This window comes from Pseudomonas sp. NPDC087612, from assembly GCF_044743505.1.
GTDB lineage: Bacteria > Pseudomonadota > Gammaproteobacteria > Pseudomonadales > Pseudomonadaceae > Aquipseudomonas.
This window is the reverse complement of sequence record NZ_JBIUWO010000006.1, coordinates 169,109-190,032: the sequence shown is the minus strand read 5'-3', so window position 1 is coordinate 190,032 and position 20,924 is coordinate 169,109. Positions and strand designations below refer to the sequence as shown.

The following is a 20,924-nucleotide window of genomic DNA, read 5'->3' as shown; positions in this document are numbered from 1 at the left end:
AACTCCTTAAGCCGGTTCGGCAACCGTGCGCGCACTCAGGTGCGCAATGTCGAAACCGTGGTCCAGGTCGAGCAAGGGGAACAGCAGGTCGGCGACCCGGTGGGCTTCATCAATCAGCGGGAAGCCCGAGAGGATGAACGCCGAGGTGCCCTGGGCCTCGTACTCGCGAATCCGTTCGGCCACCTGCTCGGCGCTGCCGACCAGGTAGGTACCGGCCGCCGGGCCGAGAATGTTGAAACCGAACAGGCTCGGGCCGGTCCAGACGTTGGGATAGATCTCAAGCTCCCGCGCGGTGGGCAGGCGGCCGTCGCGAATGCTCTGCACATTGCGCTGGATCTGCGGGTTGTCACTGCTGAAGGTCTCCAGGCTCTGCCCGGGCGGCAACTGGCGTTCGATGGCGGCGCGGGCGGTGGCCAGCGAAGTCTGCTGCAGCAGTTTTTCGGCGTGGGCCCAGGCCTCTTCCTCGGTTTCGCGCACGATGATCTGCAGGCGCGTGCCAAAGGTCAGTTCGCGGCCGATCTTCGCCGCCTCCGCCGCCACCCGGCGGAACTTGTCGCCAAGCTTTGGCGGGGTGTCGGCAAAACTCAAGTAAACGTCCAGCAGTTGCACCGAATGAGCCACGCCCGGGCCCGAGGTGCCGGCGCCCCACAGCGGTACGCTGGCGCGTTTTGGCGGGTGCCAGCCGCCCAGCGGGTGACGTGCCGCCGCAGCCGGGCGCGGCGCCAGCTTGACGTACTGACCGTCAAAGCCTGCGGTTTCGCCGGTATAAATACTCTGGAACGCGCGCCAGTATTCCAGGCTGAACTGGTAGCGCTCGTCGTGCGGGTAATGCACGCCGAGGGTGGCCAGGCCGGCGTCGCTGCCGTTGACCACGTTGAACAACAGGCGGCCGTTGGAGAACTCGTCAAAAGTCAGCGCCCACTTGGCCAGCACCGCCGGCGACAGCTCGCCCGGATGCTGGGCCACCAGAAAACGCAGGCGCTCGGTGGCGTCGATCAGCGCGGCGGCCACTGCCAGGCTTTCGTTGGGGCTTGAACCCAGCAGCGAGCCGTAGTAACCCAGGCGATCGCTGGCCACCGCCAGTTGCTTGAGGTGGGCGAAATCGGTTTTCCAGCGCCCCTGGGCTTCCCACGGATAGGGGCCATCGGGGCTGGTCAGGTACCAGAGAATTTTCACTGCCATGGTCTTTCCTCAGGCGCGAATGCGGTCGGTGGCGGGAATCAGGCCCAGTTCGCTGGCCTTGTCGATCAGCCTGCTCATCTTCCATTGCTGGGTGAGCACGCCCGGGCCGAAGGGCCGCGAGCCGCCGATGGCTTCGGCCAGCAGTTGCAGTTGCGCGCCCTCCTCCAGCAGCACGATGAACTCGGCAGTGGCGCGCAGGCCCTGCTGGCCCCACACCGTGGCGCCACCGTTGGCTTCAAGGATGGCCGGGGTGAAAGGGTTCTCGGCCAGGCGTTCGAGGATGAAATCGACCTCGTCCTGGCGCCGGTCGATGTAGGTCGGCAGCTCGCGGGCCAGCTGGAAGCGCTGCACCGGCACGTAGTTGAACGGCAAGGTGCGCTGGGTCTGGGCCCAGGCGCCGAGGTACGGCGAGTGCACATGCGACACCGTGGTGATCTGCGCCTGCTCGCGGAACAGTTTGGCGTAACGGCCCAGGCCACCCTTGCCCTGGCCATGCACCAGGTTGCCGGCCAGGTCGCTGACCGTGGCCTGCAGCGGTTTGCGGTACTCCCACGGCCCCGGGTAGTTGACCGACACCAGCAGCTCGCGCCCCGGTACCCGTTCGATAAAGCCGACGGTGCCGTTGGCGGTGATGGTGTTGGTTTCGCGGAACACGGTGAAGGCCTGCCCGGCCTCGTCGAGCACCTGCTCGATGAAGGTTTGCAGCTCGGCGTCGATCAGGTGCTCGGTGGTCAGTACGGTCATGGCAATGCTCCTTTAAGCGCGGGCGCGGCGTTCAGCCAGCAGTTGCTGGGCGGCTTGCAGTGGACGCGGGTCGACCCAGTCGGCCAGGGCAAAATCGGCTTCGAGAAAGCCGTGCAGGTTGAGGAAGGTTTTCTGGATGTCGAGGTACGCCAGGCGTTCGGCCGAAAGGTCCGGGGCCAGGGTGGTATGAAAGTCGCCGCGGTAGGCTTGATCGACGCCTTCGGCACCGGCGCGGGTTTCGTCCTGAAGGATGCGCAGCAGGCCGTCGCGGTTGTCGCGGGCCCAGTCGGCGGCGCGCAGGGTCTGGGCAAGAAAGCGCACCACCAGCTCGAAGTGATCGTCGAGCAGGCTCTGGTGCACGGTGATCGGCCGTGGCGTGCCGTTGTTGATGCGATAGCGTGGGTCTGTGATCTGGTCCAGGTCAATGCCCACCACCAGGCCCAGGCGCCGGGCGGCATCGGCGGCGGCAGCGCCCTTGACGTAGACCGCATCGACCTCGCCGCGTACCAGGTAATCCAGGCCCGACCACAGGCGTTGCAGGCCCTGCTGCGGGGTCGGTGCATCGTCCTGGGACTGCAGCGCCACCTCCACCAGCTGGACATCATCGAAGCTCAGCCCGGCCAGGCTCAGCGCGCCCTTGTAGCCGTGCAGGCTCATGGCCCGGGCGATGCTGCCGGGGCGGTTGGCGCCCCAGGCCGGTAGCGCCAGGCGCTTGCCCTTGAGGTCGGCGGCGCTGCGAATGCCCGAATCCGGGCGCACCAGGATGGTCTGCCATTCCTCGATCCAGGTCAGGCCGATCAGCCGGCTCGGTGCACCGGCGGCGCGGGCGGCCAACGCCGGCACGTTACCGCCCTCGCGAAACAGCCCGGGCAGTTGGTGATCGTAGTGGTGATGACCCAGTTGCCGGACTTCCTGCAGGGTTTCTACCGGCAGGCCGTCGGCGGCGAATTCTTCCGTGAGCCAGCCCAGGGTGTAGGCGATGCCGGAAGCGGTCGGCACCGGGCAGCGGGTGAACCAGAGTTGCTCAAGCGTGGTTGCGCTGGGCAGTGGCAAGGTGGCGGCGATTGTCATGGGCATGCTCCATCAAGCGGATCGAATCGGCCAGGTGGCCTGTGCCTGAGCTATTGCAGCGCCCGTGCCAACTCGGCAAAGCCCTGATTTCATTGGGCTTTGCCCCTTGCCGCAAGGCGCGACTGCTGATCTGCCAGCAGTCGGGCCGCAAGCCTGCTGCTGCCAGAGCAACAATCACCGGCTTACTGCTGCCCCAGCAACACCCGGCACCGGCAAAAACGCCGCAAGCCCTGCCCCACGGGGCTTTGCCGCCACTGGCACAGAACCTGCTCAAGGCCCTGGGTACCTGTTCATTCAAGGAAGCCCTATCGTGAGTACCCTGCCCCATCGCCTGCACAGCCCCGCCCAGGCCATCGCCGCGGCCCATGAAATTGCCGAGCAAATCGCCGCCCTCGCTGCCGACCCGTTGCTCAACCGCGAACTGCCCCGGCGCCAGGCGCAGTTACTGTCCGACAGCGGCATCACCGCCATCGGCGTACCGACAGCGCTCGGCGGCCTGGGCGCGTCGGTCGAGACCATCGTCGAGACCGTGCGGATCATCTCCCGCGCCGACGGCGGCGTCGGCCAGTTGCTGCAGATTCACAACGTGATGCTGCGCGGCGTGCTCAGCGGCTACCCGGATGCCGTGCGTGATCGGCTGATCGCCGATGTACTGGCCGGCAAGCGCCTGGGCAATGCCCTGGCCGAGGTCGGCGGCAAGAACAAGTTCGCCCTCAAGACCCGGGTCGAGCGCCGCGCCGATGGCAAGCTGATCCTCAACGGCAGCAAGTTCTACTCCACCGGCGCCTACCTGGCCGAGTGGATCTCGCTGACCGCCGCCAGCGATGACGGCGGCGCCGGCGTGCTGCTGCAGCGCGACACGCCCGGCCTGACCCTGGTCGATGACTGGGACGCCTTCGGCCAGAACAACTCGGTCAGCGGCACGGTAATCTTCGACAACATCGAGCTGGACGAGCGCTACGTGCTGCGCCGCCAGGGCCCGATGAAGCGCACCGGCCTGACCTTCCCGCAGATCCTCCACGCCGCCATCGACACCGGTATCGCCGCCGGCGCCCTGCAGGCCGGCATCGACTACCTCAACCAGCACGCCCGGCCGTGGGTCGAGAGCGAGGTGGAACGGGCCAGCGACGAGCCGCACATCATCCGCCAGATCGGCGAGTACGCGGTGGCCCTGCGCGCCGCCGAATCGCTGCTGCGCGACGCCGCGCGAACCTTCGACGCCCACGAGCAGGACCCGGACAACAAGGCCCTGGAAGACGAGCTGATCCTTTCGGTGGCCAGCGCCCGCGCCCATTCCGATGGCGCTGCGCTGAAGATCTCCAGCGACATCTTCTCGCTGCTCGGCGCCAGCTCATCCTTGAGCAAGTGGAACCTCGACCGTTTCTGGCGCAACGCCCGGGTGCACACCACCCACGACCCGATCCGCTGGCGCCTGCACCACGTCGGCAACTACTACCTCAACGGCATCGACCCCGGCGAATACACCGCCATCCTCACTGCCAAGCAAAAGGCCGGCGCCAGCCGCTGAGCACACACTTTCCTCCTGCCGCGAGTCCTTCATGAGCCCTCGACACCCGCTGCTGCGCAGCCTGGCGATCTACGGTGAAATGCCCTGGCGTTTCGCCCTGGTCGCCGGGCTGTTCGTTTCCATCAACCTTGGCCTGGTCTGGCAGCAATGGCTGATCGGCCACGCCCTCAACGAGGTCAGCGCCGGCACGGCGGTGCAGCGTCTGGCCGATGGCAGCCTCGACGGTCAGCGCGCCTGGGGCTGGTTCTGGCTGATCCTCGGCGTGGCCCTGGGCCGCGCGCTGCTGCAGTACGCCGCCGCCATCGGCTCGCTGATCCTTGGCCAGGCGCTGCTCACGCGCCTGCGCGAGCGCCTGCTGGAGCAGGTGCTGCGCCTGCACCTGGGTTATCACTGGCAGCACGGCATGGGCGAGATGGTCACCCGCACCACCCGCGATGCCGACAAGGTCCGCGATGCACTGGTGAGCTTCTGGCGCCAGCTGGTCGAAACGCCGCTGGTGATACTCGCCACCGTCGGCCTGCTGGCCTGGTACCACCCGTGGCTGGCGCTCGGGCCGCTGCTGCTGACGGTGATCGGCGTGTGGATATTCGTAGTGCAGACCGAGCGCCTGGTCAGCCTCGACCGCGCGGTCGGCGCCGCCTACGACCGGGTCAATCAGGACCTCGCCGAGGGCATTGGCGCGGTACGGGTGATCAAGTCGTTCGGCCTGCAAGCCCAGCGCATCGACGGCTTCGAGCGTCAGGTCCTGCAGTTCAGCGGCCTGGCACGCCAGGCCCTGGCCTACGCCAGTTCGCGGATTCCACTGCCGCAGGCGGTGGTGGCGCTGGGGCATGTGTGGATACTGGTGGTGGGCGCGCAATTGGTCGCCGCCGGCCGGATCGGCATTGGCGAACTGGTCACATCACTGCTGATCGCCACCACCCTGGTGTTTCGCATCGAAGGCATCGGCCGGGTGATGCAGACCTTCGCCGACGCCCGCGCCTCGGCCGGGCGGATCTGGCAGTTGCTGGATGCGCCGGCGGCGATTGTCGGCGGCAGTCAGCGCCTGCCCGAGGGGCCGCTGGGGCTGAGGCTTGAAGACGTCAGTGTCGCCGCCCCTGGCGGTGGCCAGGCGATTCTGCATCACTGCTCGTTCGAACTGGCCCCCGGTGAAACCGTCGCCCTGGTCGGCGCTACCGGCACCGGCAAGAGCCTGCTGGCCAGCCTGTTGCCACGCCTGAGCGATGTTGCCCAGGGCCGTGTGCTGCTCGGCAACGCACAATCCGGCTGGCAGGACATTCGTGACCTGGAGCTGCGCGACCTGCGCCGACGCGTGCATGTACTGCCTCAGGAGAGTTTTCTGTTTGCCGACAGCCTGGCCACCAACCTGCGCCTGAGTGCGCCTCGCGCCAGCGACCCGCAACTGCTCCAGGCCCTGCACCAGGCTGCTGCCGACGATATCCTCGAACGCCTGCCCGCAGGCCTCGACAGCCCGCTCGGCGATCGCGGCGTGACCCTCTCCGGCGGCCAGCGCCAGCGCTTGTGCCTGGCCCGGGCCTTGCTCGCGGCGCCGGCCATTCTCTGCCTGGACGATGCCACCAGCGCCCTGGATGCGCTGAGCGAAGGCCGGGTGCTGGACAACCTGCGCCAGCAGGCAAGCGCCACCACCCTGCTGCTGATCGCCAGCAAGGTTTCCACCGTGCAACGCGCCGACCGCGTGCTGCTGCTCGACCACGGCGCCATCGCCGACAGCGGCACCCACGCGCAACTGCTGCAGCGCAACCCGACCTACCGTGACCTGCTGGGGATCGACCATGGCTAAGCCACTGCCGGGCAACGCCCTGAGCGATATTGAAATCGAGGAGCTACTGGCAAAAAAAGCCCTCGACCGCAGCATGTTCCAGCGCCTGCTGCCGTTGTTGCGGCCGGTGCGCAAACAGATCGCCTGGGTCATCGGCCTGGAGCTGCTGCTGGTGTTTACCGTGTTCCTGCGACCCTGGTTCGTTCGTGAACTGCTCGACCGCGGTCTGATCCACGACGGCAATCGCTGGCTGCTCGACCAGCCGCTGGTGCTGTGGCTGGGGCTGGGCCTGGCGGCCAGTTGGCTGGGGCGCTTTGTGCTGGCCGGGGTATCGCAGTATATCGCCGGCAGCGCGGCGATCCAGGTGCTCAACCAATTGCGGGTGCGGGTGTTTGCCCACGTCCAGGCCTTGAGCGTCGGTTACTTCGACCGCACCCGCGCCGGGCGTATCATTTCCCGCGCCGACCGCGATGTCGATGCCCTGGAGCCGCTGCTGATCCAGGGCCCGCCGGAACTGCTCGGCGCCCTGCTGCGCTGCAGCCTGGCGGCGGTGATGCTGTGGCTGATCGAGCCGCTGTTCTTCTTCAGCCTGATCGGCAGCGTGCCGCTGCTGCTGGCGGCGACCTGGGCGTTCAAGCGCATCGCCCAGCGCAACTGGGCCAAGGTCGCCGAACAGCGCAGCCGCTTCACCGCGCACCTGGTCGAGAGCGTCAGCGGCGTGCGCCTGCTACAGCAGACCGGCCAGCAGGCGCCGAACCTTAAGCGTTACAAACAACTGCTGCACGACTTCAACGAAGCGCTGATCATCGGCAGCCTGCGCTCGGGCTGGTTCGCGCCCTTTACCGCGCTGCTCAGCGCCGCCGGCATGGCGGTGCTGGTGCTGGTCGGCGGCTACAGCCTGGCCAAGGGCACGGTCACGGTCGGCCAGGTCGGCGAAAGCCTGTTCTACGTGATGCTGTTCCTTGGGCCATTGCAAGAGCTGACCGACCTGTTCGAACGCTATGCCACCGGCTCCGCCTCGGCCCAGCGGATCTTCCTGTTGCTCGACACCGCGCCGCAGATTGTCGACCCGGTGGCGCCGGTGGACTTGCCCACGGCGCGCGGCGAGGTGCATTTTCAGCAGGTGCGCTTTGCCTATTTGCCGCAACCCACCCGGCCGGTGATCGACGGCCTCGACCTGCGCATCAATGCCGGCGAGGTGCTGGCGATTGTCGGCCCGTCCGGGCATGGCAAGAGCACCCTGGTGCAGTTGCTCACACGCTTCTACGAAGTTGATCACGGCGCGGTGACCCTCGATGGCGTCGATATTCGCCAGCTCAGCCAGCAACAGCTGCGCCGCCACGTTGGCGTGGTACTGCAGGACAACGTGCTGTTCAACGGCAGCATCCTCGACAACCTGCGCCTGGCCGCGCCGCATGCCGATGACGACACGCTGATTGACGCGGTGCGCGAGCTGGGCGCCGACGAGGTGCTGGAGCGCCTGGCGCATCGCTATGACACCCAGGTCGGGCCGCTGGGCAGCCACCTCAGCCAGGGCCAGCGCCAGCTGGTGTGCCTGGTGCGCGCCTACCTGGCGGACCCGGCGGTGCTGGTGCTCGACGAGGCCACCTCGGCGGTCGATGTGCACACCGAGCGGCGCATCCAGCGGGCGCTTCGGCGCCTGTGCGAGGGGCGCACGGCGATCATCATCGCCCACCGCCTGGCGACCATTCGCGATGCCGACCGCATCGTGCTGATTCGCGAGGGCAAGCTGGTCGAGCAAGGGCCGCATCAGCAGTTGCTGGCCAAGGGTGGCGATTATGCGGCGTTGTATCGGCGCTATCAGCACGGTGCCGAGTTACAGGGGGAAGCTTGCTGACAAGCAGGAAGGCTTTGCCTTCCATCGCCGGCAAGACCGGCTCCCACAGTGGATCTGTGTACACCAAACCTGTGGGAGCGGGCTTGCCCGCAATGCTGTGGTGCTGCAACCGCCGCAGCCATTGCTGACCGGTTGCTGCCCTGGCAGCACCTCAGCCCCAAAACCCCAGCAATTACGGGCCCGCGCGGCGTGGCATGGGCGTTGCACCGCTGTCTCTACCTTCATCGAGGAACATCCATGAGCACCGAATTCTTCTGGCGTCTGCCCCTGGGCACCGACGGCCCGCAACTGAGCACCGACAAGCACAACCGCGGCAGTTTCAGCCGCAGCCCCGGGCATATCGCTCCCGGCCTGTTGCAGGACGGCAGCGCCGATGGTTTCACCTACATCGACTACATCGCCCAGGTGGCCAAGGCCGCAGAACTTGCAGGCTTTGAAGGCGCGCTGCTGCCCACCGGCCCCGAGCCGTGGATCGCCGCCGCGGCCCTGGCCCGGGAAACCCGCCGCTTGCGCTTTCTGATCGCCTTCCAGGCCACCTGGACCCTGCCCGCCTACGCCGCGCAGCAGGCGGCAATCCTCCAGCACCTGAGCCACGGGCGCCTGGACTGGAACATCATCACCGGCGGCAACCCGACCAGCCAGCGCGCCCAGGGCGACTTTCTCGACCACGACCAGCGCTACAAGCGTACCGGCGAGTTCCTCGACATCATCCAGGGCTTGTGGAGCAACGAGCGCTTCTCTTACGACGGCGACATCTACCGCCTGGAAAACGGCGCACTGCCGCCGCACCTGGGTAACGAACGCAAGCCGGGGGTGTACTTCTCCGGCTTCTCCGAGCCGGCGCTGGAAGTCGCCGCCCGCCACGCCGACGTGTACCTGAACTGGGCCGAGCCGGTTGAGCAGCTCAAGCCGCACATCGAGCGGGTACGCGAGCTTGCCGACAAGCAAGGGCGCACGGTGCGTTTCGGCCTGCGCGTCGACCTGTTCGCGCGTGAAACCGAAGACGCCGCCTGGCGCGACCTGCGCCGCCAGTTCGACAAGCTCGAAGGCAAGCCCAGCGCCGTCTCCAAGGCCTTCACCAGCACCAGCGACTCGGTGGGTGGCGCGCGGCAAACCGCCTATCACCAGAACATCCAGCGCTTCGACGACCTGATCATCGGCGCCAACCTCTGGGCCGGTTTTGCCAAGGCCAAGCCTGGGCCGACCGTGGGCCTGGTGGGCAGCCACGAGAATATCGCCGAACGCCTGGCCGAATACCGCGACGCCGGATTCTCGACCTTTATCCTGGCCGGCAATCCGCACCTGGAAGAAGCCTTGCGCATCGGCCAGGAGGTGCTGCCGCTGGTGCGCCAGGCGCCGCTGGCCAGCCTGCCGCTGACTGCCAGCGCCTGACCGGAGCCCGATATGAGCACATCCCTCGATACCCTCTGGTACACCCGCTGCCCGGTGCCCACGGGCCTGGGCATTGCCGTTCAGCAGGGCTGGCTGCAGGACAGCCTGCACACGCTTGGCACCCAGGTGCAGTCGATTCGCGAGGCCGACGATGCTGCGGTGCGCGAGTCGCACTTCGATCACAGCCTGCGCCACTCGGTGCGTCATGGCGGCAGCATTCCAGCAATCTGGGCCCGCGCCCAGGGCCGCGAGACGCGCCTGATCGGGCTGTCCTGGGCCGATGAGGCGCAGTTGATCCTGACCCGCGCCGACAGCACCATTCACAGCATCAGGCAACTGGCCGGCAAGCGCTTCGGCCTGCCCGACCGCGCCCGCGCGCAAATCGACTTCACCCGCGCCCAGGCCCTGCGCGGGCTGGAGAACGCGCTGAAACTCGAGGGCTTGCAGGTCGGCGACTTGCAGCTGGTCAACTACCGCTACGACAGCGGTTTCAGTGACAGCCCGCTGCGCGTTGTTGCCGGCAGCAGCGTGGCCAGCAGTGACGAGGCGCGCAACCTGGAGCTGATCGGCCTGCTGCGCGGCGAAGTCGATGCGATCTTTCTCAAGGGCGCCAGCGCCGTGCAGCAGGCCCATGATTTCGGTCTGCGCACATTACTGGACATCGGCGCCCACCCCGACCCGCTGATGCGCAGCAACAACGGCACGCCGCGCACCCTGACGGTCGACCAGGCACTGCTCGACCAGCACCTGCCGGTGGCCACCCAGGTGCTCGACAGCGTCCTGCGCGCCGAAGCCTGGGCCCATCAGCACCCAGAGCAGACCCGCCGCTACCTGGCGCTGGAAACCAACAGCAGCGAGTACTGGGTCAGCCGCGCCTACGGCGAAGACGCGCACCTGCGCTTGCGCACCGCCCTCGACGAACAGGCCATCGCCGCCCTGCAAGACTTCGTGACCTTCCTGCAGCGCTGGCGCTTTATCCGCACGGCGTTCGATGTACGCCAATGGATCGACCGCCGCCCCATGGACGGGCTGCATACCGCACTGGCCGGCTAACCGGCCACCTGACAAGGACTAGAACCGACAATGAGCACACCCCTCGATACCCTCTGGTACACCCACAGCCCGGTGCCCACCGGCCTTGGCATCGCCGTGCAAAGCGGGCGCCTGGCCGAAGCCTTCCAGCCGCTGGGCACCTCGATCCAGTCGCTGCGCGAATCGAGCGAGCGCGAAGTGCGCGAAGCCCATTACGACCACCACCTGCGCAACTCGGTGCGCCACGGCGGCAACATCCCGGCGATCTGGGCCTACGCCAGCGGCGTGCAGACCCGTGTGCTGGGCCTGAGCTGGGCCGATGAGGTGCAGTTGATCCTAACCACCGAAGACAGCGGCGTACGCACTGTGCGCGACCTCAAGAACCGCCGCTTCGGCCTGCCGAAATGGGCCAACGTGCAGATCGACTTCACCCGCGCCCAGGCCCTGCGCGGGCTGGAGAACGCGCTGAAGCTCGAAGGCCTGAACGTCGCCGATGTCGAGCTGGTCGACTACCCCTACGGCGGCACTCACAGCGATGAACAGGTCACCCATGTGCATGGCGCGGCGGTGACCCTCGGCGTCAACCGCGTCAGCCGCCGCAACAACGAGCTGATCGGCCTGCTGCGCGGCGATATCGACGCGATCTTTTTAAAGGGCGCCACGGCCCTGCAACTGGCCCACGAATTCGGCCTGCGGGTAGTGATCGACACCGGCTCCCACCCCGACCCGCTGATTCGCGCCAACAACGGCACGCCGCGGACCCTGACCGTGGACATCAACCTGCTGGAGCAGCACTTCGGTGCCTGCAAGCGCATCGTTGATGTGCTGCTGCGTACCGAGCAGTGGGCCTGGGCCAATGCCGATGAAACCCGGCGCTATCTTGCCCGCGAGCTGAACACCAGCGAGTACTGGGTGGCAGCGGCCTATGGCGAGGACGCCCACCGGCGCTTGCGCACCACCCTCGATGGCCGCTCGATCGAGGCGTTGCAGGACTTCACCGATTTTCTCCATCGCTGGGACTTTATACCGCGGCGTTTCGATGTGCGTGAGTGGATTGATTTCAGTGTGCTGGAGGCGGTGATCGGCTCGACATCGCGGGTGGCGACCTGAGGGTTTTTGGGGCTGCTTTGCAGCCCATCGCTGGCAAGCCAGCTCCCACAGGGTTGGTGATTGCTGCTGGAGCAGCAGGCATTCCACAGCCCCCTGCTGAATAACTAGCAGTCACCGCTAAAAAACCCAACAAAACCCTTTAAATACAACACGATACAAACATGGCACAAACCCTGCTCTATCCCCTGCAACTGCACATCCGGGGAGACCAGCAGCATGCACACACTTAACCCAATCGCCAAAGGCATCGGCCTGAGCATCCTGCTGGCCAGCCAGTCGGAACTGCTCAGGGCCGAAGACAACACCAGCACTACACCGGCGCTGAAAACCGTTACGGTCACCGCCCAGCACCGCGAAGAAACCCTGCAGGAAGTGCCGGTGGCAGTCACCGCAGTGCAAGGCAGCAGCATCACCGCCGACGGCGTGCGCGCCATGGGCGATATCACCACCTTCATCCCCAACGCCTCGGCGAAGAACCCCGACGGCGATGGCCGCCCGCGCTGGTACATTCGCGGCCTGGGCACCGGCGACACCGGCGCCGCCACCGTCTACCCGGTGGGTATCTACGCCGACGACGTCTACCTCAATGCGCCGGTGGCCGGCGGCGGCCCGCTGTTCGACCTTGAGCGCATCGAGATCCTGCGCGGCCCGCAAGGCACCCTGTACGGCAAGAACACCACCGCAGGCGCGGTGAACATCATCTCCAAGAAGCCGGGCTTCGATACCGACGGCTTTGGCACCCTCGGCTTTGGCAGCAAGAACGAGCGCATCTTGAGTGGCGCCATCGGCGGCGCCCTGGTCGATGAGCGCCTGGCAGCAAGGGTGTCGCTGTACTCCGAAGAGCGCGATGGCTTCACCCATAACCTGACCAACGACCAGACCTACGGCGACGTCAACAAGAAGGCCGTGCGCGTGCAGTTCCTGGCCAGGCTCAACCCCGACCTGGAAGCGCTGTGGAAAATCCACGGGCGCCAGTTCAAGGGCGATGGCAGCAGCGGTTCGCTGCCGCTGGGGCGCTACTACAACGTCGGCTACCAGCGCCCGGAAGGCCGGCGCATCGAGCTCAACGTCGATGAAGATGCCAAGCTCGACCACAACGGCACCTCGCTGACCCTGAACTGGGACATCGGCGACTACAAGCTGACCTCGATTACCGCCTACGACTACATCCGCAACCAGCAACTCAGCGACGCCGACTACACCCCCTATGAAGTCAACGGCGCCGCCGACAGCGACAACCGTTACGACCAGTACTCCCAGGAATTTCGCCTGGCCTCGCCGCAACAGGAAACCCTGCGCTGGATGCTCGGCGCCCACTACTTCCACGAAACCCTCGACAGCAGCGCCTTGCGCACCGTCACCCCGGGGCCTACGCCCAACGGCACCGGCTCCAACCAGACCGGCGGCACGGTGGATTTTCGTGACCTGAGCTACACCCACAAAACCGACAGCTACGCGCTGTTCGGCAACCTCGCCTACGACCTGAGCGACAACCTGACCGTTACCGGTGGCCTGCGCTGGACCACCGAGAAAAAGGACATCGACCTGGACCTGGTGCAACTGACCCGCGCCAGCGCCAACGGCCCGCTGATCCCGCTGACCGCCAGCGGCAGCAACGGCTCTCAGGAAGAGGCCAAGCGCTGGGACGCCTGGACTTACGACTTGACCCCCGAGTACCGCATCAACGACAACCTGCGGGTGTTTTTTCGCTATGCCCATGGTTTTCGTTCCGGCGGTTTCAACACCGGTCTATCCACCAGCCTTGCGCAGTTGACCACGGTCGATCCGGAAGAGCTGGACGCCTACGAGCTGGGCCTGAAGTCTGAATGGCTCGACCACCGCCTGACAGTCAACGCCAACCTGTTCTACTACGACTACCAGGACATCCAGGTCAACCTGCTGACGGTCAACAACGGCATCCTCACCACCGCGCTGACCAACGGCGCCAAGGGCAAGGTCAAGGGCGCCGAGCTTGAGCTCGAAGGCCAGCCGACCGACTACCTGCACCTGCGCGCGGCGCTGTCGTTCCTCGACACCGAGTACACCGACTTCAAGAACACCAACCCCACCACCGGCGCGGTGACCGCCGACTACAGCGGCAACAGCTTCGTGCGCTCGCCGCGTTACGTGGTGTCGCTGGGCGGCGACTACACCATCCCGCTGGAAGTCGGCGGCAAGCTGGTGGCCGGTGCCGATGTCAGCTTCCGTGACCGCGAGTACTTTCTGGCCGACCGCCAGAGCAGCGCCGACCAGCCGCTCAACCAGCCGCACTACACCCTGGCCAACAGCCGCCTGACCTGGTTCAGCCCGGATGAAAAGCTCAGCGTCACCGGTTTCGTCAATAACCTCACCGACCGCCGCTACCAGGTTCACGGGCGCCCCAACGGCACCGCCGGCCAGTACGTGATCACCTATGGCGACCCGCGCACCGTGGGCCTGAGTGTCACCAGCCGGTTCTGATCGCTGCACCCTTTCTGCCTTAAAGGAGTCTGTTCCCATGTTCCGACCTACCCCCTTGGCTGGCGCCATCGCGCTGGTCATCGGCGGCTTCGGCGCGCCCGGCGTTTACGCCCAGGCGCCGGGCGCCAGCGACAGCAAGCTCGACACCGTGGTGGTGGTCGGCACCCGCCGCAGTGATGTCACCGCCCTGCAGAGCGCCGTCCCGGTGGATGTGCTCAGCGCCGAGCAGTTGCAGGAAACCGGCGCCCAGGATTTGTCCGGGGCACTCACCGCGCTGTCGCCGTCGTTCAGCTTCCCGCAGTCGCCGCAAGGCGCCTTTGCCGGCTCCATCGCCCAGGGCGCCTCGTTGCGCGGCCTGGCCTCCGACCAGGTTTTGGTGCTGGTCAACGGCAAGCGCCGCCACAGCAGCGCCAACGTCACCCGCCAGGGCCTGGCCAACGGCCGCGGCGCGGCGGCGGTGGACTTGAGCCTGATCCCGTTGAGCGCCATCTCACGGGTGGAGATCCTGCGTGACGGCGCCGCCGCCCAGTACGGCTCGGATGCCATCGCCGGGGTGATCAACATCGTGCTCAAAGAGAACGACGCCGGTGGCAACCTCGGCTATCGCTTCGGCGGCTACGCCAAGGGCGACGGCCTGCAGCGCAAGCTCAGCGGCTGGAAAGGCCTGGCGCTGCCCAACGATGGCTTTCTCAACCTGAGTTTCGATGCCGGCAGCCAGGACCCGGCCAGCGACACCCGCGCGGACAACCGGATCTTTTACCCAGGCTCGACCAACATCAACAGCGAGCGCGAACAGAACAACCGCTACCGCACCTGGAACTGGGGCTCGGGCAATGTCTCGGACCAGTACAACCTGGTGGCCAACAGCGAGCTGGGCATCGGCGACGGCCTGAGCGCCTACGGCTTTGCCACCTACGCGCACAAGAACACCGACGCCGAAGGCTTCTTCGACCCGCCCACCACCCTGCGCAACAACTACGCCAGCGTGGCCCTGCAACGCTACCCGGACGGTCGTTTGCCGATCACCCGCTACAACCTTGAAGACTATGCCGTGACGGGTGGCCTGCGTTACGAAGACGAACACCTGGGCAAGTTCGACCTGGCCGCCAACTACGGCAACGACACGCTCAAGTCCACCGACCGCAATGCCATCAACCCCAGCTGGGGCAACGCCAGCCCGGAGAAAATCTACACCGGCGAGCGCGAGAACGAACAGACCAACCTGACCCTGGACTGGGTCCGCGACTTCCCCACCGACCTGCTGGCCAAGCCGCTGACCCTGTCGGCGGGCCTGGCCTGGCGCAAGGAGAACTACCGCCTGAGTGCCGGCGAAGCGGCCGGCTGGCAGAACGGGCCGCTGTTCAACACCCTCGACCCGCTCACTGGCCGGCGCATTCCCGGTTACTACGCCGGCATCACCCAGGTCGATGCCGCCTCGCTTGAGCGCAAGGTGCTCGGTGCCTATGTCGATGTCGAAGGGCAGATCACCGACAAGTTCCAGGCCGGGGTGGCGGTGCGTTCCGAGCACTATTCGGACTTTGGCGACACCACCAACGGCAAGCTGTCGCTGCGCTACGACTTCACCCCGCAGATTGCCGCGCGCGGCAGCATCAGCTCCGGCTACCGCGCGCCGTCGCTGGTGCAGAGCGGCCTTTCGTCGTTCAGTGTGCAGGTGGTCGAGCAGCCTTCGGGCAGCGGCAACTGGGTCGAGGTGCAGCAGCGCACCCTGCGCGCCGACAGCCCGGAAGCGGCCCTGCTGGGTGGCCGGGCGTTGAAGCCGGAGGAGTCCACCAACCTGTCGCTGGGGCTGGTCTGGCGGCCACTGAGCAATGCCTCAGTGACCCTCGACGCTTACCGCATCGATATCGACAACCGCATCACCCTCTCCGACCAGCTGCCGGGCAACGTGGTCGGGCCGATCTTTGCCGGCACGCCCTACGCCAACATCCAGAGCGCGGCGTTCTACACCAACATCGCCGACACCCGCACCGACGGCGTCGAGCTGGCCGGGCAGTACCAGTGGGAGTTGCAGCAGTTTGGCCGGCTCAACCTCACCGCAGGCTTTGCCAAGACCCGCACGCGGATCACCGAGCTGCGCGATGTCGGCGGTATCAGCGGTGAGCAGATCGTCGGCCGCGCCACCCAGGGCCTGATCGAACACGGCACGCCGGAAGACAAACTGACCTTGAGCGCCAACTGGCTGTATGAGAACTGGGGCGTGACCCTGACCCAGCGCCGCTATGGCGAGTGGCAGAGCCTGAACAGCAGCAACCCGGACCTGGACCAGACCTTCAGCGCGCAGTGGATCACCGACCTGGACCTGAGCTACAGCTTCGACCAGGGGCTGAAATTATCGGTGGGCGCGATCAACCTGTTCGACAGCCATCCGGACAAGCTCGATGGGCCACAGTTGTATGGGGTGCCGAAGTATTCGATTACCTCGCCGGAGGGGGCGCAGGGGGCGTTTTACTATGCGAGTGTCAGTTATGACTTTTGAGGCTTGAAGGCCGCCATCGCTGGCAAGCCAGCTCCCACAGGTACAGCATGCACCGAACCTTGTGGGAGCTGGCTTGCCAGCGATAGGGCCCTACGGAGCTAGTAGTAGGCGTTTTCTTTCTGACTGTGGTCAGTCACATCACGCACACCCTTGAGCTCGGGAATACGCTCGAGCAAGGTCCGCTCGATGCCTTCCTTCAAGGTCACGTCGGCCTGGCCGCAGCCCTGGCAACCACCACCGAACTGCAGCACGGCGATGCCGTCCTCGACCACTTCGATCAGGCTGACCTGGCCGCCGTGGCTGGCCAGCCCCGGGTTGATCTCGGTTTGCAGGTAGTAGTTGATGCGCTCGTTGACCGGGCTGTCTTCGTTGACCATCGGCACCTTGGCGTTCGGCGCCTTGATGGTCAGCTGGCCGCCCATGCGGTCGGTAGCGTAGTCGACCACGGCATCCTCAAGAAACGGAATGCTGACCGCGTCAAGGTAGGCAGTGAAGGTCTTCAGACCTACCGCCTCGTCTTCCGGCTTCTCCTCGCCCGGCTTGCAGTAGGCAATGCAGGTTTCTGCGTAGGTGGTGCCCGGTTGGGTAATGAAAATGCGAATGCCAATACCCGGGGTGTTCTGCTTTTCCAGCAGATCGGCCAGGTAATCATGCGCGGCGTCGGTAATAGTTATGGCGCTCATGGAAGTTCCTCACAGACTTGCCGGCAGTTTACGCCAACCTGGCCGCCGAACAAAGTCCTAGTAATTCTGTCAGGAAAGGCTTACCGCCACCGGCGTGCCGCGCCGGGCCTCGAACCAGGCGCTCATGCGCCGGTACAAGCGCTTTTCCAGCAGCAGGTAACTGGCCCACGACAAGCCGGCGATCAACGGTACACACAGGGCAAACACGGCATAGGGGCTGAGGTTCAGGCGCTCGCTGGCAAACCAGCCGGCATACAGCACCAGCACGTGGATCAGGTACACCGAGTACGAGCAATCGCCCAGCGCCTTGAGCAGGCGATTGCCCTTGAAGTACGGCTCCAGGGCAATGCAGGCGAAAACAATCAACGCGCTCGGCACGCCCCAGTGCAGCAAGCGCATCGAGGCATCCAGGTGATAGATCGCCAGCCCCGCCGCCGCCAGGATCGCCAGCGGCAGCCACAGGCCCTGGGCGATCCAGCCGCGCCGGTAAAGCACGCCGATGCCGATACCGAGCAAAAATTCATAGACGATATTGTTGCGGTAGAAGTGATTGAGCAGCCCGGCGCGGGTCAGCACCTCGCTGACCAGCAGCAAGGCCAACGCCACCAGCAATAGCCGGTGTTGCTGGCGGACCACGAACACCAGCGAGAACAGCAGGTAGAAGAACATCTCGTAGTTCAGGGTCCAGCCAACATTGAGGGTCGGGTACTGGCCGTAACCGCCGGGGTTCTCGGCCGGAATGAACAGCAACGACAAAAGAAAATGCTCAAGGTCGATGGCCTGGTGCGGCATCCACTGGCTGGCCGCAACCAGCAGCAAGGCCATCAGCGCGGTGTAGAACCAGTAGGCCGGCACGATACGCAGCGCCCGGTTGAGCAGAAAGCGCCGGGCCGGCATGGCCTTGTCGCGGGTCGAGAGGTAGATCACCAGACCGCTGATGACGAAGAACACATCCACGCCCACGGCGCCGCGGTCAGTCAAGAACTGTCCAATCGGGCCACTGGCATGGAAGTCGAAGAAAATCTGCATGAAGTGATGGCAAACCACCACCCAGGCGGCAAGCGCCCTTAAAGCCTGAAGCGAATACAGCATCCGGTTACCTGCGTCTCAAGTCCCACTCAAGCCCCGGCCGGAACCGGGGCCGCATGAGAGCTCGGACCACAGGTTGCCGGGAAAGGTCAGGCGACCTTCCCGGCGGTCATGTCTACAGGTTCTCGTAGCGGTTCATGTCGAGCACCCCCGACTCCACCGCGTCGGTCTCCTTGATGTAGCTGTCGAGGTCATGGAAGTACTGCCAGAACTGCGGATGGCTGCGGCGCACACCCCAGCGCATGACGATGCGCTCGAACCTGGCGGTGTCGTCGCGAGCCGCTTCCAGGTCTTCGACGAACTCCGGCACATCGCTGGCCGGAACGTTGAACATGAAGTTGGGGTAGCTGCTGAGCACGCCCGGCACCAGGGTCAGGGTGTCCAGGCCCGGCTGGTAGCGGTAGGCCTCGCCGAGCATGAAGGCGACGTTGCTGTGTGCGCGGTTGCGCAACAGGCTGTAGACCTGGCGCTGGCCGCCCTGCCCTTCGATGCGCAGCATGGTCGCTTCAGGCAACTGATTGATCACCTTAAGGCCCGCCGCCGGGCGCGAGACCAGGCGGCTCAGCGACTGCTCGACATCACGGAACTCCTCGCTCATTTGCGGCCGCGAGCAATAGGCGCCCTGGCAGCGGTTGATCGGGTCGGGCGCGGCGTTGAGGCTGCCGGTGCGCTGGATCAGCTTCAGACCGAAGTCACGCTTGGGGTCGCGCTTGTCGAGTTTCAGTGCGCTCGGGGTGTCGGTGTCGATGTCCTCATAGTCCATCCACATCTTCACCTTGCCGCCGTTCTGGTACCAGTCGCTGAGGATCGCGCCACGGGCATCGGCCGGCATCAGGCGCAGGAAGTTGACCTCAGCGCCATTGCGGATCAGGTCGAAGTACAGCCGCGTCTGCGCCTGGTGCGAGACGTTGCCATAGACATCGAAGTTGACCGCCAGCTGGTAATAGGTGCGTTCGAACAGCGGGTAGTCGAACAGCCAGATGGTTTTTGGCACGTCACCGATCAGGCCCTTGCTCACCGAGGCGCTGTCAAAGTGACGGAAGATGGTCAGCAGCGCGTTGTCGTTGCCGGCCCAGAGGGTCGACCAGCTCGGCGGCGGCACTTCGGCATAGGCCTCGCGGCGCAGCTTTTCGTACTCGTTGCGCTTGTCGCGGTAGGCATGCCAGAGGGTCAGGATGCTGCCGACGTCGTCGATCTGCCCGGGCATCGCCAGCAGCGGCGTGGCCTGGCCGCGGTACTCGGCATCGGTCAGGTAACGGTCGTGGGCCGGCTCCTGGAACAGCGTCCAGAAGTTGTCGCGGATCACGTCGGTGGCAATCTGGCCTCGGCACACCGGGCCGCGGATGAAGGTGCGCACGAAGTACTCGGCGTTATCCAGCATGAACTGGTAACGGGCCACCGCCGGGATCGCTTCGAAAGTCTCGAACGGGTTGGCGCGGTGGCGCGGGCCGTAGCCAGGCAGCGCATTGGCGTGCCAGTCGCCGCTGTAGAACAGCTGCTTGACGCGTTTTAGCTTCTGCGGGCCCATCGGGTAGGTGATGTGGGTTTTATGCACGATCACGCCCTGCACCGGCATCAGCCGGTAATAGAAGTCGGTGCCCGGCGGGTCGTTGGGCCGGCGCGTGGCGATCAGGTCGATCGGCTGGCCGCTTGGGGTGCGCGAACGTACCCACTGGAAGAAATGCCCCTGCTCGCCGCCAACAAAGTGGATGTGGGCAAGGAACAGGTGCTCGTACAGCCAGCGCCCGACCAGCGCTTCGGTCGAACCGGGGCGGTTGAGCAACGCTTCCCAGTCGGCAATTTGCGCGGCCTCCCTGGCGCTCGGCTGGATCGGCTCGTGCTCCACCGGCGCACCGGCCGCCAGCCAGCGCTGCAGGGTCTGGTACTGGGCATCGGTGAGGCCGGTAACTGCCAGCGGCATGCCCTCTTTCGGGTGCGCGCCGGCATAGGCGTCGAACTCACCGGGCAATGGGCACATGTTGTTGCGGTTCAGGCCCAGGACAATCTCCTCGGGCAACTTGGCGTTGGGCGTCAGCGGGGTCTTGTGCCCAAGCTCGAGCATGCGCGCCATCAGCGCGGCCTGGCTGCCCTGGTTGTCGAGCACCGAGTAAAAGCCCTTGCGCTGCCAGCCTTCGGTGCTGGTGGCATCGTAAAACAAGCGCGTCGGCGCGACCGCCTTGCTGCGCTCGCCCTGGTACACCGGCACCTTGGAGGCACCGCGCGAGGCGCCCTCGGCACTGCCCAGGTTGAGCTGGCAGGCCGCGTCGTTGCAGGCGTGGCAGGCCACGCATTTCTCGGTGAAGATCGGTTGGATGTCCCGGGTATACGAAATAGCCGAGCTTGATTGAGGGGCTTGCCCCAACGCCACGCCGCTGATGAACAGAGCGAAAGCGCCGGCAAGAAAGCGATGCACCATGTGCCGAATGTCCTGGGTATTGATAGCTTCACGATTCTACCGGTGCTGGCGGCGTGCCAACATGAATGAAATTCATGTAAAT

The 20,924-nt window shown here is 65.7% G+C and carries 14 protein-coding genes; 8 read left to right on the top strand and 6 right to left on the bottom strand.

All coding sequences use genetic code 11. The annotated features are described in order from the left end of the window. Positions 1-6 precede the first annotated feature (6 nt). The 3 genes from ACIOVF_RS14345 to ACIOVF_RS14335 are packed head-to-tail and all read right to left on the bottom strand — an operon-like array spanning position 7 to position 2,997. A complete protein-coding gene (locus ACIOVF_RS14345) occupies positions 7-1,182 on the bottom strand; it encodes an LLM class flavin-dependent oxidoreductase (RefSeq protein ID WP_401290235.1) in 1,176 nt (391 codons plus the stop codon). Between the two features lie 9 nt (positions 1,183-1,191). After that, positions 1,192-1,926 carry a class II aldolase/adducin family protein gene (locus ACIOVF_RS14340; RefSeq protein WP_045198608.1) on the bottom strand — a complete coding sequence of 245 codons (735 nt, stop codon included), beginning with the start codon at positions 1,924-1,926 and terminating at the stop codon, positions 1,192-1,194. Between the two features lie 12 nt (positions 1,927-1,938). Further along, the gene (locus ACIOVF_RS14335) at positions 1,939-2,997 is read right to left on the bottom strand and encodes an ABC transporter substrate-binding protein (protein ID WP_093383571.1); all 1,059 of its coding nucleotides are present in this window, start codon (positions 2,995-2,997) and stop codon (positions 1,939-1,941) included. A gap of 310 nt (positions 2,998-3,307) precedes the next feature. Here ACIOVF_RS14335 and ACIOVF_RS14330 point away from each other — a divergent pair, with 310 nt between their 5' ends. The 8 genes from ACIOVF_RS14330 (at position 3,308) to ACIOVF_RS14295 (ending at position 16,654) form a co-directional block, all read left to right on the top strand. Further along, complete coding sequence (locus ACIOVF_RS14330; RefSeq protein ID WP_401290231.1) at positions 3,308-4,525, top strand: acyl-CoA dehydrogenase family protein; 1,218 nt, start codon at positions 3,308-3,310, stop codon at positions 4,523-4,525. 31 nt (positions 4,526-4,556) lie between these two features. Next, positions 4,557-6,326: an ABC transporter ATP-binding protein gene (locus ACIOVF_RS14325; protein ID WP_401290228.1), complete on the top strand. Its 1,770-nt coding sequence runs from the start codon at positions 4,557-4,559 to the stop codon at positions 6,324-6,326. Next, a complete protein-coding gene (locus ACIOVF_RS14320) occupies positions 6,319-8,163 on the top strand; it encodes an ABC transporter ATP-binding protein (protein ID WP_045198603.1) in 1,845 nt (614 codons plus the stop codon). Before ACIOVF_RS14325 ends, ACIOVF_RS14320 begins: the two co-directional genes overlap by 8 nt. A 237-nt stretch (positions 8,164-8,400) precedes the next feature. Further along, positions 8,401-9,555 carry an LLM class flavin-dependent oxidoreductase gene (locus ACIOVF_RS14315; protein ID WP_401290225.1) on the top strand — a complete coding sequence of 385 codons (1,155 nt, stop codon included), beginning with the start codon at positions 8,401-8,403 and terminating at the stop codon, positions 9,553-9,555. Between the two features lie 12 nt (positions 9,556-9,567). Next, positions 9,568-10,608 carry an ABC transporter substrate-binding protein gene (locus tag ACIOVF_RS14310; RefSeq protein WP_401290222.1) on the top strand — a complete coding sequence of 347 codons (1,041 nt, stop codon included), beginning with the start codon at positions 9,568-9,570 and terminating at the stop codon, positions 10,606-10,608. Between the two features lie 30 nt (positions 10,609-10,638). Continuing rightward, positions 10,639-11,697 (top strand): ABC transporter substrate-binding protein, encoded by a 1,059-nt coding sequence (locus ACIOVF_RS14305; protein ID WP_045198597.1) that lies wholly within the window; start codon positions 10,639-10,641, stop codon positions 11,695-11,697. Between the two features lie 216 nt (positions 11,698-11,913). Beyond that, on the top strand, positions 11,914-14,157 hold the full coding sequence (locus ACIOVF_RS14300; protein ID WP_401290218.1) for a TonB-dependent receptor: 2,244 nt from the start codon (positions 11,914-11,916) through the stop codon (positions 14,155-14,157). 37 nt (positions 14,158-14,194) lie between these two features. Continuing rightward, positions 14,195-16,654, top strand: a complete 2,460-nt coding sequence (locus ACIOVF_RS14295) for a TonB-dependent receptor plug domain-containing protein (protein WP_401290215.1) — start codon at positions 14,195-14,197, stop codon at positions 16,652-16,654. A gap of 98 nt (positions 16,655-16,752) precedes the next feature. Here ACIOVF_RS14295 and nfuA read toward each other — a convergent pair whose 3' ends face one another. The 3 genes from nfuA to ACIOVF_RS14280 all read right to left on the bottom strand — a co-directional run bounded on the left by nfuA (position 16,753) and on the right by ACIOVF_RS14280 (position 20,842). Next, positions 16,753-17,337: a Fe-S biogenesis protein NfuA gene (nfuA, locus tag ACIOVF_RS14290; RefSeq protein ID WP_045198594.1), complete on the bottom strand. Its 585-nt coding sequence runs from the start codon at positions 17,335-17,337 to the stop codon at positions 16,753-16,755. Between the two features lie 69 nt (positions 17,338-17,406). Next, entirely contained in the window at positions 17,407-18,429 is a 1,023-nt protein-coding gene (locus ACIOVF_RS14285; RefSeq protein WP_401290212.1) for an acyltransferase family protein, read from the bottom strand. A 112-nt stretch (positions 18,430-18,541) separates the two neighbouring features. Beyond that, the gene (locus tag ACIOVF_RS14280; RefSeq protein WP_093383624.1) at positions 18,542-20,842 is read right to left on the bottom strand and encodes a fatty acid cis/trans isomerase; all 2,301 of its coding nucleotides are present in this window, start codon (positions 20,840-20,842) and stop codon (positions 18,542-18,544) included. Positions 20,843-20,924 lie beyond the last annotated feature (82 nt).